The 16264-nt window shown below is 71.3% G+C and carries 11 protein-coding genes; 4 read left to right on the top strand and 7 right to left on the bottom strand.

The window, feature by feature from the left end; translation table 11 throughout:
• Window positions 1–261: 261 nt before the first annotated feature.
• From BLR95_RS10360 to BLR95_RS10350, 3 genes are all read left to right on the top strand, one after another.
• Window positions 262–711 carry a tellurite resistance TerB family protein gene (locus BLR95_RS10360; protein WP_176787791.1) on the top strand — a complete coding sequence of 150 codons (450 nt, stop codon included), beginning with the start codon at window positions 262–264 and terminating at the stop codon, window positions 709–711.
• Between the two features lie 211 nt (window positions 712–922).
• Window positions 923–1261, top strand: coding sequence for a ferredoxin FdxA (gene fdxA, locus BLR95_RS10355; protein ID WP_092619420.1), 339 nt, complete (start codon window positions 923–925; stop codon window positions 1259–1261).
• A gap of 574 nt (window positions 1262–1835) precedes the next feature.
• Window positions 1836–2318: a CarD family transcriptional regulator gene (locus BLR95_RS10350; protein WP_425438442.1), complete on the top strand. Its 483-nt coding sequence runs from the start codon at window positions 1836–1838 to the stop codon at window positions 2316–2318.
• A 111-nt stretch (window positions 2319–2429) separates the two neighbouring features.
• On the opposite strand, the gene BLR95_RS10345 is transcribed toward BLR95_RS10350, so the two are convergent.
• The gene (locus BLR95_RS10345; protein WP_092619414.1) at window positions 2430–5630 is read right to left on the bottom strand and encodes a PAS domain S-box protein; all 3201 of its coding nucleotides are present in this window, start codon (window positions 5628–5630) and stop codon (window positions 2430–2432) included.
• A gap of 295 nt (window positions 5631–5925) precedes the next feature.
• Between BLR95_RS10345 and BLR95_RS10340 the strand changes: the two genes are divergently transcribed.
• A complete protein-coding gene (locus BLR95_RS10340; RefSeq protein ID WP_092619411.1) occupies window positions 5926–9411 on the top strand; it encodes an FAD-dependent oxidoreductase in 3486 nt (1161 codons plus the stop codon).
• Window positions 9412–9604: 193 nt separating this feature from the next.
• On the opposite strand, the gene BLR95_RS10335 is transcribed toward BLR95_RS10340, so the two are convergent.
• From BLR95_RS10335 to BLR95_RS10310, 6 genes are all read right to left on the bottom strand, one after another.
• A complete protein-coding gene (locus BLR95_RS10335) occupies window positions 9605–9811 on the bottom strand; it encodes a hypothetical protein (protein ID WP_143130975.1) in 207 nt (68 codons plus the stop codon).
• Between the two features lie 54 nt (window positions 9812–9865).
• Window positions 9866–11599, bottom strand: coding sequence for a tetratricopeptide repeat protein (locus BLR95_RS10330; protein WP_176787790.1), 1734 nt, complete (start codon window positions 11597–11599; stop codon window positions 9866–9868).
• Window positions 11596–14229, bottom strand: coding sequence for a tetratricopeptide repeat protein (locus BLR95_RS10325; protein WP_092619402.1), 2634 nt, complete (start codon window positions 14227–14229; stop codon window positions 11596–11598). The genes BLR95_RS10330 and BLR95_RS10325 overlap by 4 nt, the downstream gene beginning before the upstream one ends.
• Before the next feature lie 36 nt (window positions 14230–14265).
• Entirely contained in the window at window positions 14266–14706 is a 441-nt protein-coding gene (flaF, locus tag BLR95_RS10320; RefSeq protein ID WP_092619400.1) for a flagellar biosynthesis regulator FlaF, read from the bottom strand.
• Entirely contained in the window at window positions 14693–15091 is a 399-nt protein-coding gene (locus tag BLR95_RS10315) for a flagellar biosynthesis repressor FlbT (protein ID WP_092619397.1), read from the bottom strand. Before BLR95_RS10315 ends, flaF begins: the two co-directional genes overlap by 14 nt.
• A 264-nt stretch (window positions 15092–15355) precedes the next feature.
• Complete coding sequence (locus tag BLR95_RS10310; RefSeq protein WP_092619394.1) at window positions 15356–16255, bottom strand: flagellin; 900 nt, start codon at window positions 16253–16255, stop codon at window positions 15356–15358.
• Window positions 16256–16264 lie beyond the last annotated feature (9 nt).

Genomic DNA, 16264 nt, shown 5'->3' with positions numbered 1-16264 from the left:
GGCGACGGAGGAAAGGGAACGGCGGCCGGAGAGGACGCGGATGGGCCGGAATCGTCCCCCGGTGGGCTTGAACGATGCGGCAAACCCCGCCATCTGTAGGGCGCGATGCAGCTAGAGTTGGGGTCGGCGATGACGGGTTCAAGACATCGCCCCCTCGCCTCGACAGGGCTTTGGTATGAGCCCCATGGTATTAGCGCCACGCCTCGCCCCCTGCCCCCTGGTCGTACGCCCCCGACCCCGACGCCAAACGGAGACTCCTTGATGCTCGCCGCCCTGAAGCGCCTGTTCGCCAGCGATCCCGAGGCCGCCGGCGCCGCCCCGGCGGCCGCCGCCGAAGCGGCCGTGGCGGCCACCCTGCTGGTCGAGGCGGCGCTGGTCGATGGCGACTTCGACGCCACCGAAAAGGCCTCCATCGAACGCCTGCTGGCCGAGCGCTACGCCCTGGACGGGGCCACCCTGGCCGGGCTGATCGGCCGCGCCGAGACGGCGGCCCGCAAATCGACCCAGCTTTACGGCCTGACCAAGCGCCTGAAAAACGAGCTGGACTACGACGAGCGGATCGAACTGGTCGAGATGCTGTGGACGGTGGTCCTGTCCAACGGCGAGCTGCACGATTTCGAGGCCGGCCTGATGCGCCGCCTGGCCGGCCTTCTGTATGTCGAGGACGCCGATTCGGGCGCCGCCCGCAAGCGCGTCGAGGCCCACCTTTAGGGCATGTGGCGCGATCCGTTCCGGATGGCTCGGAACTTGCTCTAGTTGTTGCACCGCTCCCCCCTTTTTCCCGGTTGCGGGGCGGCGTCGGGGTTGGCTAATGTCCCGATGCGCGGGGTGAAAGTCTGTCCCGACCGCCGGAGCCCGGCGGGGCGCCGGCGCGGCACCCCGGGGCCGGAGCGGCTCCCTACCTTGTCTGGAAAGGCCGGCCATGACCTACGTCGTCACCGAGAACTGCATCAAGTGCAAGTACATGGACTGCGTGGAAGTGTGTCCCGTGGACTGCTTCTATGAAGGCGAGAACTTCCTGGTCATCAATCCCGACGAATGCATCGACTGCGGGGTCTGCGAGCCCGAATGCCCGGCCGAGGCCATCGTGCCCGACAGCGAGGAAAAGGCCACCGACTGGCTGGAGCTGAACGTCAAGTACGCCGCCCAGTGGCCCAACATCACCCGCAAGGGCGCGCCGCTGCCTGATTCCGACGACTGGAAGGACAAGCCCGGCAAGGCCGATCTGCTGAGCCCCAATCCCGGCAGCGGCACCACCTGAGCGACCGCGGGCGCCAAACCCCACCCACGCACCACACCCAAAAGCCGGCCAGGGAGCCGCCGACCGCGCCCGGGGATGACGGGGCGGCCTTTTCCCTGTCTTGTGGGTCATTTTTGTGATATACATGTTGCCGTCCGCTGATGGGTCCCCATCGGCGGACGATCCGTGTCTGGAGTCGCCGCATCGGCTCACCACCCGCCCCCCCGGATCCGCCCGGCCGCCTCTGACGGCCGACAAAATCGGTTGCGGACGGTTGGCACGCCACCCAGGCCGAACGCCGCGCCCGCGCGGCCTCGGCCCTGTGCGACGACGAGGCCCAGGACCGCCCCGCCCTGCCCCGACACCCCGGACCCTGTACACGCGCAAGGTCCGGTCGGAGAGGTCGTCGCCGGCTCTGCCCGCGCTTCCCGGACACGGCCTGACACGTTGAACCACACCGCGACCACAAATCACGAACAGACTGAACACCAGGGTAGCGGATCGGATCTTTCGGGAGGAGACCGGGACGGGATGGCGAGAGGGAACGCCACCCCTTGGCACCAACACCAGACAATACAGGCAGATAATGTCCAGCATGACCTTCAAGACCGGTGACTATGTGGTGTACCCCGCGCACGGCGTGGGTCAGGTGATCGACCGCCAGACCCAGGAGATCGGCGGCCATCCCCTGGAGCTGTTCGTGATCAGCTTCGAGCGGGAGCGGATGACCCTGAAAGTCCCGGTGGCCAAGGTGAAGAACTCGGGCCTTCGGCGCCTGTCCACCAAGAAGGTCATGGAAACCGCCCTCAACACCCTGAAGGGCAAGGCCCGGGTGAAGCGCGCCATGTGGAGCCGCCGGGCCCAGGAATACGAGGCCAAGATCAACAGCGGCGACCCGGTCTCGATCGCCGAGGTGGTGCGCGACCTGCACCGCTCGGCGACCCAGCCCGAGCAGTCCTACAGCGAGCGCCAGATCTACGAGCAGGCCCTGGAGCGGCTGGCCCACGAGCTGGCCGCCGTCGAGCAGATCGACAGCCTGGCCGCCGCCGAGAAGCTGGAAAAGATGCTGGCGGCCTAGCAAATCTTCGTCGCGATCCGGAACGGATCGCGACGACGGTTCAGCTTTCACACGATCAAGTCCAGCCGGCGGCCGAGTCCCCTCGCCCGCCGGCTTTTTCGTGCCCGCTTCTCAGCCCTCGCCCGCCGCGCCCGCCGCCGGTCCGGTCGGCCAGCGCAGGCGCTCGGCCGGCAGCCACAGGCTGACCGTGGTGCCGACCCCCTTCTCGCTGTCCACCACCAGCCGGCCACCATGCAGCTCGGCCAGGCTTTTGGACAACGGCAGGCCCAGGCCGGTGCCCTCGTGGCGCTTGATCAGGATGCTGTCGATCTGGGTGAAGGGGGTCAGGGCGAGGACGATCTCGGCGTCGCTCATGCCGACCCCACTGTCGCGCACCGCCAGCACCAGCCCGCCATCCTCCTCGGCCCGCCAGCCCAGCACCCGCACATGGCCGCCGCCGGTGGTGAACTTGACGGCGTTGGACAGCAGGTTGATCAGCACCTGCTTGATGCGCCGCTGATCGCAGAACAGGCGCGGCAGGTCCGGGGCCAGCCGGTGATCGAGCCGGATGCCGGCCTTCAGCGCCCGCTCGCGGACCAGCCGCAGCGAGGCTTCGACCAGCTCGCCCACCTCGACCTCGTCCTCGTGCAGGGTGACCTGCCCGGACTCGATCTTCGAGACATCGAGAATGTCGGAGATGATGGCCAGCAGGTGGCGCCCCGAATCGCCGATGTTCACGGCGTACTCGCCGTAGGCCGGGTCGCCCAGGGGGCCATGGATCTGGCTGGCCATGATCTCGGAAAAGCCGATGATGGCGTTCAGCGGTGTCCGCAACTCGTGGCTCATGTTGGCCAGGAACTCGGACTTGGTGCGGTTGGCCAGCTCGGCCTCCTCCATGGCCCGGCGCAGCGACTGCTCGTTGTCCCGCCGGGTCAGCTCGCCGCCGATCCACTGGGCGGTCAGCTTCAGCAGCTCCAGGCGATGGTGGGTGGTCGGATCGTCCAGCGGATCGGCGCCTGCCAGCCCCAGCACCCCCCAGGGAGCCCCGTGCACCAGCACCCGGATGCCGACGAAGGTGCCACTGCCCAGATCGGCTTCTTCCGCCGCCAGCGGACCGCAGGCGACCACCGGCTCGGCGCTGTCCAAGGTCTCGCCGGCCAGCGACCCGGTCAGCGGCAGGCGGCGCCCGGGCGTCACCCCCTCGACGGCGTCGCCCCGGCAACGCTCGATCACCAGATGCGCCTCCTGGCGGCGGGCCAGGAAGGCCACCGGCAGGCTGAAGCGCTGGGCCAGGAAGTCGAGCAACAGGTCAAGCCCACCGCTGCCGTCCTCGCGTCCCAGCCCGATGGTCAGGCGGTGCAACTCGCGCAGGGCTTCGCGGCTGTCCTTGAGGGCCAGCTCGATGGTCTTGAGGTCGGTGATGTCGCTGTGCATGCTGACCACGTTGCCGGTCGCCGTGGGCCGCTCGGTGATGCGGAACCAGCGCCCGTCGGCGGTGGTCACCTCGCAGGCGTTGCCGCGGTGATGGTGCGACTGGCGAGTGACCAGCACTTGCGCCGGGTCCAGCCCCTGGAAGGCGTTGTCGGTATAGCGCACCCCGGTGGCCAGGAAGGCCTCGACCGCCTGGGCAAAGGTGCTGCCCGGCTGGATCGAGGCGACTCCCGGTCCGTACAGGTGATAGTAGGCCGGGTTGGCCAGCACCAGGCGGTCCTCGCTGTCCCACAGCACGAAGCCGTCGGCCAGGCTTTCCATGGCCTCGGCCAGCCGCGTCTCGGCCTGGCGGGCCCGCGCCTCGGTCTCGGTCTGCCGGGTGATGTCGCTGGTCGTGCCGCGATAGCCAAGGAAGACCCCGGCCACATCGAACACCGGCCGGCCGCTGATGCGCAGGGTGCGCGGGTGGTCCGCATCGCGGGTGTCGGTCACCACCAGATCGCGGAACGGCCGGCGGGCCGCGATGTCCTCGCGGTGACGGGCCAGCACGCCGGGCGATGCCTGGATGCCCACCCCGTCGACGGAGTCCTGATTGACCAGGGCGGCAAGCGGCGAGGCGACATCGGTCTTGCCGGGCCCGGAAACCCAGGTGAAACGGTGCTCGGCGTCGGTCTCCCACAGCCAGTCGGAGGTCGCCTGGGCGAAATCGCGGAAGCGGGCCTCGCTGACCGACAACTGCCGGGTGCGCTCCTCGACGGTGCGCTCCATGGCGTCGTTGGCCTGGCGCAGGGCGCGCTCCAGGGCGATCCGCTCGGTGATGTCCTGGACCATGCTGACCACGCCGGCCACCCGCTGGTCCACCCGGTGCGGGGTGTAGATGCCACGCACCGTGCGCTCGCCTCCGTCACCGGTGGGCAGATCGAACTGGAAGGTCTCCACATGCCCCCTCAGGGCGCGCTCCAGATGCGGCCTGACGGTCTGGTAGGCCGGGCCCAGCACCTCGGCCACCGTGCGGCCGATCAGGCCGTGCCGCTCGATGCCCAGCCATTCGGCCAGACGCGGGTTGGTCAGCCGATAGCGCCCCTCGCGATCAAGGTAGCTGATCACCGCCGGCACCGAGTCCAGCACGATGCCGAGCAGATCCTCCTGGCTGCGCCGGGCGGCGTCGGCCTGGTGCCGATCGCGGGTCGCCGCGTCGCGGTCGGCCTCGGCGCCGCGCATGCGCCGCTCGGTGACGCGCAGGGCGGTGAAGCCGATCAGGCCGAGCAGCCCGGCCAAACCGGCGCTGGTCAATCCGGCCACGCGCCGGGCGGCGATCAGCCCGGGAAGCTGGTGGTCGAGCGGCAGACGCAAGGCCACCACCCCCAACAGGCGTCCGTCCTGGCCGGGCAGCGGCCGCAGGTACACGCCGTCCAGACCAGGGGTGGCGCTGCCCGGCTGGGGCGGGGGCTGGCGGATCACCGTATGCGGCCGCCCGGCGGCGAGCCGCGACAGCGACTGCTCGTCCAGGAAGAACGGCTGGGACGGCGCCGGCGCCCGGCTGGACACCACCACCCGGCCCGTGGCCTCGATCAGCAGGGCTTCATGGAAGCCGCCCGGGCTGGTCATGCGGCGCAACAGGGCGGCCGCCTCGGCCCGGTTGACCCGCTGTTGGGGGGCGGCCTCGATCAGCCCGACCAGGGCCGGGCCGGCGTCGGGCACGCCGTTCCAGTGGACGGCCACCTCGTGCCGCAAAACGTGAAAGTTGGACGATTCGACGATTTCTGCGGTCAACACCCCGGTGGCCGTCATCACCACCACGGCCAACGGCCCGAACACCCGCCAGGACAGACTGGGTCGGAACCGGGCCCGGAATGGCTCGGGGTCGTGGGCGTCCGCGGCCTGGGGCTCGGGGGCGGTCATGGCATCCCGATCTGGGGCATCTGCGGCCGGCGTGTGCCTGCCACGGCCCGCCCTTCGGCGGACCTTGCGTGTGTCTGCGGCCCGTCGGCCATTTAAGCGTATGAACCCCGGATCACTCAAGGGCTGTCGGCCAGGGGTGCTTTAAATCCTGAACATACCGCCCTAGATTGGCGACGATCGCGCAAGGCGCGCCGCCACCGGCCGTTTCCTTGCCTTCCCTCCCGCGCCTTCCCTCCCGCGCCTTCCCTCCCGCGCCTTCCATTCCCCGCCTTCCATCGCCTGGTGACCGCTCCCGATGACCGCCTCCGCCTCGTCCTCCCCGCCGCTGGGAATGGGCTTCGCCTTTGCCGACCTCTACGACGAGGCCGGCCTGGCCCGCCTGGATGCCGCCTTCCTCGACCGCCTGGAAACAGACGACGCCGATCTGGCGGAGCGCCTGCGCGCCGCCCGTGGCGCCCCGAACAGCCTGGGCCGGCGCGACGAGGCCGAGTTGCTGCTCGCCCTGGGGCCGCACCTGGATGCCTTCCTCGGCAAGCTGTTTCCCATCGCGGCGGACCTGGCCCAGGCCAGCGCCGCCCAGCAGGCGCTGGAGCCGCTGTTCGCCGCCAAGCGCCTGTTCGTGCAGCGCATCGCCCTGAAGCGCCACAAGCCGGACGAGGCGGCCGGTTTCGACGGCCCGGCCCTGGCCGACCGGTTGGCCGAGGCGGCCGGCCACAGGCTGGATGACGAAACCGCCTTCGCCACCCAGGTGATGGCCTGGATGGCCGACGAGGCGGCACACGCCGAGCCGCTGGCCCTGGCCGCCCGCTACGCCGCCTGGGCGGCTCACACCCCGGCCGGCCGGGCGGCCCATGCCGACGGTGTGCTGTTCCGCCAGCCGGGGCGCAACGACGATGCGGAAAAGCTGGTCGCCACCGTGACCACCGAGGTCGATGGCCTGCCCGCCCTGGTCGCGCCGCCCGAGGCGGTGCACGGGCGCGACGGCTTCGCGCTGACCGACTCCGGCTGCGACCTGACCGGTGGCCTGAACGAGATGCACTACTGCATCCACTGCCACGCCCAGGGCAAGGACAGTTGCGCCGTCGGCCTTAAGGACCGCAAGACCGGCGCCATCCAGGTCAACCCGCTGGGCCGCGAAATGCTGGGCTGCCCGCTGGAAGAGCGCATCAGCGAGTTCCAGAAGGCCAAGACCCTGGGCCTGCTGATCGCCCCGCTGGCCCTGATCGCCATCGACAACCCGATGGCCGCCGGCACCGGGCACCGCATCTGCAACGACTGCATGGTGGCCTGCGTCTACCAGAACCAGAAGCGCGACCCGGTCAACATCCCCCAGGCCGAGACGCGGACCCTGAAGGACGTCCTGGAACTGCCCTGGGGCTTTGAGATCTACAGCCTGCTGACCCGCTGGAACCCGCTCAATCTGGCCCGCCCGCTGCCCCGCCCGGACAGCGGGCGCTCGGTGCTGGTGGCCGGCATGGGGCCGGCCGGCTACACCCTGGCCCACCACCTGCTCAACGAGGGGCATTGGGTGGCCGGTATCGAGGGCCTGAAGCTTGAGCCCCTGCCGGCCGAGCTGTCGGGGGTCGAGGTCGACGGCCGCCGGGTGCCGTTCCGCCCGCTGATCCACATCGCCGACCTCCAGCAGCCGCTGGACCAGCGTCTGGTTGGCGGTTTCGGTGGGGTCGCCGAGTACGGCATCACGGTGCGCTGGGACAAGACCTTCCTGGCCGTGATCCGCCTGCTGCTGGAGCGCCGGGCCCGCTTTTCCCTTTACGGCGGGGTGCGCCTGGGCGGCACCCTGACCGTGGACGAGGCCTTCGAGGCCGGCTTCGACCACATCGCCCTGTGCCTGGGCGCCGGCCGGCCCACCCTGATCCCCATGGAGAACGGGCTGGCGCCGGGCGTGCGGCAGGCCTCCGATTTCCTGATGGCCCTTCAGTTGGGCGGCGCGGCGCGCCCCGACAGCATCGCCAACCTGCAACTGCGGCTGCCGGTGGCGGTGATCGGCGGCGGCCTGACCGCCATCGACGCCTGCACCGAGGCGCTGGCCTACTACCCCGTGCAGGTGGAAAAGTACCTGACCCGCCACGAGGCCCTGGCCGCCGAAAAAGGCGAGGCGGCGGTGCTGGAAGCCCTGACCCCGGCCGAACGGCACGTCGCCGAGGAGTGGCTCGACCACGCCCGCCAACTGCGCGGCGAGCGGGCCCGGGCCAAGGCGGCCGGCGAGAAGCCCCGGCTGCGCGAACTGCTCGACTCCTGGGGCGGGGCCAGCGTGGTCTACCGCAAGCGGCTGATCGACAGCCCGGCCTACCGCAACAACCCGGAAGAGGTGACCCACGCCCTGGCCGAGGGCATCCGCTTCATCGAACAGGGCAGCCCGCTGGCCGTCGAGGTGGACGGCGACGGCCAGGCCGAGGCCCTTTTGGTCGATCACCCCAGCGGCAAGCACCGCCTTGCGGCGCGGGCCATCATCGTCGCCGCCGGCACCGTGCCCAACGTCACCCTGGCCCGGGAGACGCCCGGCCTGACCCTGGACGGCCGCTTCTTCCAGGCCATCGAGGCCGACGGCACCCCGGTTGCGCCAGAGCGCCGGGTCAAGCCCGCCCAGCCGCACGTCCTCACCCACCGCCGCGCCGACGGCCGGGGGATCAGCTTCTTCGGCGACCAGCACCCGTCGTTCGCCGGCAACGTGGTCAGCGCCATGGCCAGCGCCAAGCAGGGCTATCCGGTGATTTCCGCCCTGCTCGCCGAGACCCCGCCGGCCGGCGAGCCGACCGCCCTCCGGGCGCGGCTCGAGAGCGACCTCAGGGCCTCGGTGCACGCCGTCAACCGCCTCACCCCGACCATTGTCGAGGTGGTGGTGAAAGCCCCGGCCGCCGCCCGCCACTTCCAGCCCGGCCAGTTCTACCGCCTTCAGAACCTGGAAAGCCTGGCCCCCATGGTCGGCCAGGGTCCCAGCGCCACCCGGCTGGCCATGGAGGGCCTGGCCCTGACCGGGGCGGCGGTCGATGCCGAAGCCGGCCTTCTGTCGCTGATCGTGCTCGAGATGGGCGGCAGTTCCGACCTCTGCCGGCTGCTCAAGCCCGGCGAACCGCTGGTGGTGATGGGTCCCACCGGCACCCCGACCCACATCCCGGAAAACGAGACCGTTCTTCTGGCCGGCGGTGGTCTGGGCAACGCGGTGTTGTTCTCGATCGGCCGGGCGATGCGTCAGGCCGGCTGCAAGGTGCTTTATTTCGCCGGCTACCGGCGCCCGGAGGACCGCTACAAGGTGGCCGACATCCTGGCCGCCTCCGACACCGTGGTCTGGTGCTCGGACACCGAGGCCCCCGAGTTCACGCCCGAGCGGCCGGGCGACAAGGTGTTCATCGGCAACATCGTCAAGGCCATGGAGGCGTATGGCGCCGGCCAACTGGGGCCGGTGGACATCCCCTTGAGCGCGGTGGACCGCATCATCGCCATCGGCTCGGACCGCATGATGGCCGCCGTCGCTGAGGCCCGCCACGGGGTGCTGGCGCCCTACCTCAAGGCCGGGCATCTGGCCATCGGGTCGATCAACTCCCCCATGCAGTGCATGTTGAAGGAAATCTGCGCCCAGTGCCTGCAGACCCACATCGACCCGGAGACGGGTGAGAAGTCCGTCGTCTTCTCCTGCTACAACCAGGACCAGCCGCTGGACCACGTGGACTTCCCGGGCCTCGCCCAGCGCCTGTCCCAGAACACCACGGCGGAGAAACAGACCAAGGCGTGGCTGGCGCGCTGCCTCCACGCCGTCGGCTGAGGGCCAGCAAAGGGGCGCCGCCCCTTTGATCCCCGCTGGGGAGGCCGGGAGGCCTCCCCAGACCCCACCCTTACTCAAAACCCCACCGAGGGGGCTTGCCCCCCTCGGTGGGGTTTTAAGTCATGGCGGGGGTCCGGGGGGGCCCCTGGTCCCCCCGGCGGGGGTCAAGGGGGCGGCGCCCCCTTGCGGTTCCTCAGCCGGCGGGCGGCGCCGACAGCGGGAAGCCCCAGCCCAGGTCGGTGGGGGTTTCCTCGGCACTGGACCAGTCGGGGGCCCATTCGGGGCCATTGTCGATGCCCAGCCAGCGCGACAGCAGGCTGTTGGCCAGCGGCTCCGGCCAGGACAGGCGGAAGCCGGCGATTTCCAGGGTGGCGGTTTCAGGCAGGGGGGTGTCGCTCATCATGCCTCCTTGGCGTCGCTGTTCAGTGACATTTGGGAGTCGATGGGCGATCTGTCACGCGATGCTTGGTGAATCTTCCGTGACGCGCCCTGCAAGATGCACCCTCAGGGCCCGCAACGGCGCCTCCCAATCGCGCTCTTTCCGCTGCCGGAACAGGCGGGCGGAGGGGTAGAGCGGGCTGTCGGCACGGTCGCGCAGCCAACGCCAGTCGGCGCCATGAATCAGCAACAGATCAAGCGGCACGCCGAGCCCGCCGGCCAAGTGGGCGGCGGCGGTGTCGATGCTGACCACCCGGTCGAGGCGGGCCATCACGGCGGCGGTGTCGGCCAGATCCCCCACCCGCCCCCCGGCATCGAAGGGGCGCCGCCCGGCCGGCAGACGCGCCAGCTCGGCCCGCCCGGGGCCGGTCTGCAAGGCCACCCGGCTGCCCGGCAGACCGTCCAGCGCCGCCAGCAGATCGGCCAGCGGCAGCCCCCGGTCGCGCGGCCTCGGCTTGCCGGCCCAGACCAGCCCCAGGCGCGGCCGGGGCAGGGCCTCGACCTCGGCCAGCCAGTCGGGGCCGGGCGACGGGGCGGCCAGATAGGGCACCCGGCCGGGCACCGCCTCGGGCGTGGTCGGAAAATGCACCGGCAGGTCATAGAGGTCGATCTGCGCCGGGGCGCCGGGCGGCGGGCGCTCCGCCGCCGGGTTGCCGAAGGCCAACGGCACCCCGGCCAACCCCGGCAGGACGGCGAGCAGCCGGGTCAGGCTGGGATAGCACTCGATGACCAGCCCGCCGGGGGCCACCCGGTCGGCCAGCAGGGGCAGGTAGCGGGCCAGCATCAGATGGTCGCCCAGCCCCTGTTCGCCGCGCACCCACAGGCTCTGCCCGGCGGCCAGCGGCGCGCCGTCCCAGGTGGGCAGGTCGGGGGCGCGGCCATAGCGGGCGGCCCCGGCGCCCCGCCAGCGCCAGCCATACTCGGGCAGGCCGGCCGCCCAGTCGCCGGCCAGCAGACGGGCCACGGCCCGGTTGAAGAGCGCCCCCGGCGCCTGGGGATCGAGCCCCAGCGCGCGCCCGGCGGCGGCGATGGCGTCCTCGGCCCGGTTGGCCTCGATCAGGGCGGCGGCCAGATTGCTCCACGCCTCGCCGGCCTCGGCCGGGCCGTCGTCGGGGGCGCTGGCGGCCAGGGCCTCGAAGCGCTCGACCGCCTCGGCCACGTGCAGGGCCTTGAGGCAGGCCCCGGCCAACTGGGTGGCGATGCGCCGATCCCCGGGGGCCAGGGCGTGGGCCCGGCGCAGCAGCGAGAGCGCCTCGGCCGGGCGGTCCAGGTCCTTGAGCACGGCGCCCAGATCGCTGGCCACCACCGCCTCGGCCGGCTGGTCGCCCGCCACCCCGTCGAGCGCCCGCCGCAGGGCCTTCAGCGCCGCCGGACCGCGCCCCAGCTCGGCCAGCACCAGACCCAGGTTGTGGTTGAGGGCCGGATGGTCGGGCGCGGCCCGGGCGACCGCCTCCAGCACCGTCCGGGCCTCCTCCAGGCGGCCCAGACGACGCAGCAGGTTGCCCAGGTTGACCGCCGGCTCCAGGCGGTCGGGCGCCAGTTGGTGGGCCGCCACCAGCAAGGCGTGGGCGCCATCCAGATCACCCGCCCCCTCCAGCGCCAGGGCCACCTGATTGAGGGCCGAGGGATCGGCGGCGGCGCGCGCCAACTCGGCCGCCTCGGTCCGGCAGGTGGCGGCCTCGGCCGCCTGACCGGCCCCCTCCAGGTGCTCGGCCAGACCGAGCAGGCTCAGGGCGCGGGCCCGGCTCACGCCCCACCCTCGGCGGTGTCGGGCCACGCCGGTTGGGCCAGCAGGTCGGGCGGCAGCCACTGGTGGGTCGGCCCGTGGGCGGCGACCCGGGCGCACCAGTCGCCCCAGATGTGGCGGTAGGCGGCCTCCAGATGCTCGACGAACCGCGCCCGGTCGCACAGCGGCGAGGCGGCGAAGCGCTGGCGCAGGGTGTCGCGCCAGCCGGCCAGCCGCTCCAAGTCGCGGCCCAGGGCGATGGCGCGGGCCACGTAGTCGTCCACGTCGTCGGCCAGCAGGTGATCGGCCAACCCGACCGCCTCCAGCAGGCTGGCCCCGACCCGCCCGGCGTGGCGATCCCCGGCCAGCGAGAGCACCGGCACCCCCATCCACATGGCCTCGCAGGTGGTGGTGGTGCCGTTGTAGGGGAAGGTGTCGAGCCCCAGGTCGGCGAACCCGTAGATGGCCAGGTGGGCATCCAGGTTGGCGGCGTAGGTGACCGGCTCGACCTGCCCGGCCCCGGCCCCGGCGGCGACCAGCCGATCCACCGTCGCGGCGACCAGCTCGGGGTCCTTGAACTGCTTGCACTTGATGAGCAGCCGGGCCTCCGGCAGGGCGGCCAGGATGCGCCCCCAGGCGGCGATCACCTGATCGGTCACCTTGGCCAGGTTGTTGAAGCTGCAGAAGGTCACCGCGCGGCGGGTCCGGCAGGGGGCGGGAGCGACCGGCGGCAGGTCGGCCTCGGGCGTATAGAGGTGGAAGCAGTCGGGCAGGCGCAGCACCTTTTCGCTGCCCGGCCAGGGATCGTCCGGCGGATCGGCCCGGGCGTCCGAAAGGCGATAATCGACCGCCTGAAGGCCGGTGGTGCCGGGATAGCCGATCCAGCTCAGGACCAGCGGCGCCGGCCGCAGGGCCAGGGCGGGCAGCAGGTTGCCGGCGGTGTGCCCGGCCAGATCGACCGCGATGTCCAGGCCGTCGGCCACCGCCAGATCGGCCAGGGCACGCGGCCCCAGGCCGGTCACCTCGCGCCAGTGGTCGCAGTCGGCCTTGAGGCGGGCGGTGATGGCGTCGGGCTTGACGGTGGCCGAGTAGGCGAACACCTCGACCTGTTCGGCCCGATGCCCGGCCAGCACCCCTTGCAGGAAAAAGGCCACCGCGTGGGCCCGGAAGTCGGCCGAGAAATAGCCCACCCGGAGCCGCCGTTCGGGGTCCGGTGAATTCAGGTGGGGCCGCGCCGGGTCGGGCCGGCCGCTTTCGAAGACCGGGGCGGCGGCACCGTGGACGGCGGCCACCGTCGCCGCCGAGGCATCGGCCCGGTACTGCCAACTGTACAGCGCGTTGGACAGGTAGTCCTGGCGGTCGGCCGGCACCGGGCACAGCGCCACCGCGCGGCGGCACAGAGCGAAGGCCTCGGCCGGGCTGCCCATGTCCTTCAGGGTGACGCCCAGCGAGTTGAGGATGTTGGGGTTGTCCGGGGCCAGCCGGCGGGCGGCCCGGCCGTGGCGCACGGCGGCCCCGTAGCGGTGGCCCTCCCAGGCCAGATTGGCCAGCCCGAGGCGTGGCGTGGGGTGCTCCGGGTGGCGCTCGGCAAGCTCCTGGAAGAGGTCTTCGGCGGCCGCCAACTGGCCGTCCTGAAGCAAGGCGTTGCCCAGGTTGATGGCCCCGTCCAGGCAGTCCGGGGCGGTCTTGAGCAGGGCGCGCAGCCACGCGATGCTTTCCTGAAGGCGGCCCAGGCGGCACAGCAGCATGCCCAGATTGCTGGCGATCAGGGTGCCCGCCTCGCCGCGCGCCCCGGCCAGCGTCAGGGCGTGGCGCAGGTCGGCCTCGGCGGCCTCGGCCTGACCGGCGTCGAGGCGGGCCAGGGCCAGGTTGTTGCGCGCCCCGGGGTCGTCGGGGGCCATCTCGACCGCCCGCCCCAGCACCGCCACCGCCGCCTCCGCTCGGCCCAGACGACGCAAGGCGGTGGCCCAGGCGCCCAGCACCTCGGGCCGGTTGGGGGCCAGGGTGGCGGCCTCCTCCAGCAGGCGGGCGCCGCGTTCCCGGGCGGCGACATCGGGGGCATCGTCGAGCAGCCGCAGACCCAGGTTGACCAGCACCTCGACATGTCCCGGCGCGGCGGCCAGGGCGCGTTCCAGCAAGGTCCGGGCGGCCGCCGGATCGCCCTGGCCGGCGCGCAGGGTGGCCAGATTGCACAACAGGTCGGGATCGTCGGGGCTGAGGCCGAGCCCCTCGGCCAGCAGATCATCCGCCGCCCTCGGCTGGTCGGCGGCGGCCAGGATCAGGGCCAGCGCGCTGCGCACCGCCCCCTGGCGGGGATCGAGGGCCAGGGCCCGCTCCAGATGCGGCCGGGCGACGGCCGGGCGGCCCAGGCGGTGGGCCATCAGGCCGGCCATGGCCCGCACCCCGGGCTGCTCCGGGGCCAGGGCAACGGCCCGCTCCAGATGCTCGGCGGCTTCTTCCAGGCGGCCCAGCAGGCGGCAGGCCGAGGCCGAGATCAGCCACGGGGGGAGGCGCCCGTCGTCCAGGTCGCGGGCTGCCTCGGCCAGGAACAGGGCCTGGGTGGGGTCACCCGCCTCCAGGGCCTGGGCGGCCCGGGCGGCGTAGCGGGCGGCGAGGTCCGGGCCGTCCGCTGCGTCGGGGGGAGGGGTATCCATGTCGGGACAGGCGGCGCGCCGGTGGCGCCGCCGCGATCAGGCCAGCGTGCCGCCGCCGGCCTGCGGGCCGCCCGGGGCGGCCGCCGGGGGGGCGCCATCGGCGGTCGGCGCGTCCGGGTTTTCGCGCAGCCCGGCGGCCAGATTGCGGTTGATGTTGATCAACACGTCAAGATCGGCCGGGGTGTTGGTGCGCAGGGCCTTGTTGGTCTGCTTGTCGACGAAGATGGACAGGCTCATCACGTTGGCCTTGATCTCCGGCGGGAGCTGGTTCTCGGGCTCGGTGATGTCGGCCTGGATGATGGTCCACAGCAGGTGGTTGAAGCGCAGCGCCTTGGAAAACTCCTCCAGCGAACCGGCCTTGCCCTTGGCGTCCTCGAGCAGGCTGGCCGCCTTGAGGAAGGCCATCGCCTCGACCTCGCGCGGCGACATGTTGGTTTTCTGGGTGCGCTGGTAGGCGCCGACCTCATGCTTGGGCATTCTCTTGGACCTCCGACTCGTGGTCGATCAGCTTGCGGCACAGTTTGAGGGCTCGGTAATGGTCGCCGGCGATGATCCGCTTGGAGACATCCAGCACCAGATCGATCATCCGCATGTCCGTAGACATATGCACCAACTGGTTAAGAAGGAGAAAATAGACCTGATGGAATTCCCGCTCCCGGTCCGGATTGACGTACATGTTGAGGATGGTCACGTAGAGCTTCTTGGCCGGGGTGTCGGCCTCCTCTGGCGTGATGATCTCCTTCTCGCGCAGGACCGGCACCCGGTTGAGGATGACCAGCTCGTTCTTGTGCGGTCCGTTGGCCACCACGGCGCTGCCGATCAGCACCTTTTCGCCCGGTTTCAGCGACAGCTTCAGCGGCATGGCAACGGGGCGGGCATGGCGGGGCGGTTCCTGCGGCAGGGCGGAGGAAAAGGATCGGCGAGGCGCGCCGGGCCGGCCGGGGCGTCTCCTTCAGCGGGCCGAGTATAGCGCCGCCGGGGCCCCAGCGAAAAGAGGGCGCAGGGCCAACGAAAAGCCGCGGCCCCTGGGGTGGGATCCGCGGCTTCGTGAAACGTGCCCTCCGGCGCTGCGGCGGAAGGCGCCCCGGGACGGCGGGGCCGTCCCGAGAGCATCGGTCGGGAAGGATTAGAACAGACGCAGCACCGACTGCTCGGACTGCTGGGCGATGGACAGCGAGATGGTGCCCAGCTGCTGACGGGTCTGCAGGGACAGCATGTTCGCCGACTCTTCGTTCATGTCGGCGTTGACCAGATCGCCGGCGCCGCTCTTCAGGGTGTTGATCAGGTTGTCGGTGAACTCGCGGCGGATTTCCAGCATCGAGGCGTTGGTACCGAACTGCTGCGCCGTATCGCGGACGATGGTCAGCGCCGAGTCGATGTTGTCGATGAAGCCGTCGATGTTGGCCACGTAGTTGGTGCTGTCGGCCCAGCTCGCCGAGGTGGTGCCGCTGGTCATGGCACTGCCGATGAAGCTGAGCTGACCGGCCGAACCGCTGGAGTTCACGCCGATCGACATGTTCTGGCCGTTCACCACCAGGGTGTTGGAGGCCGAGCTGCCGGTCTTTTCGTTGAACTTCACGGTCAGGGTGTCGGGGCCGCGGGTGGTCTCGCCGGTGATCAGGTTGATACCGTTGAACGAGGCGTCCTCGGCCAGGGCGTCGACCTGGCTGCGCAGCTCGTTGAACTGGCTGGCCAGCTTCTGACGCGAGGTGGAGTCGCTGGCGGCGCGGGCAGAGGAGGCGATGGCCTTCATCTGCTTCAGCGTCGCTTCCATGCTCTCCAGGCCCTGCACGGCGGCGGTGATGACGCTGATGCCCTCGGAGATGCCGTCCTTCACGGTCGACAGGTCGGAGGCCCGGTTGTTCAGGTTACGCGCCTTGAAGAACGACAGCGCGTCGTCGAGCGCGCTGTTGACCTTGAGGCCGGAGGACAGACGCTCCTGCGTGCTGCCGATCAGCGAGGTGGTGCGCTGCAGGGAGAGCAGGTTGGTCCGCGTGGCGGACGAGAGGGTAATGTCGTTAGCCATTGTGGTGGT

Source organism: Roseospirillum parvum (assembly GCF_900100455.1).
Classification (GTDB): domain Bacteria; phylum Pseudomonadota; class Alphaproteobacteria; order Rhodospirillales; family Rhodospirillaceae; genus Roseospirillum; species Roseospirillum parvum.
This window is presented reverse-complemented; position numbering and strand designations above follow the sequence as displayed.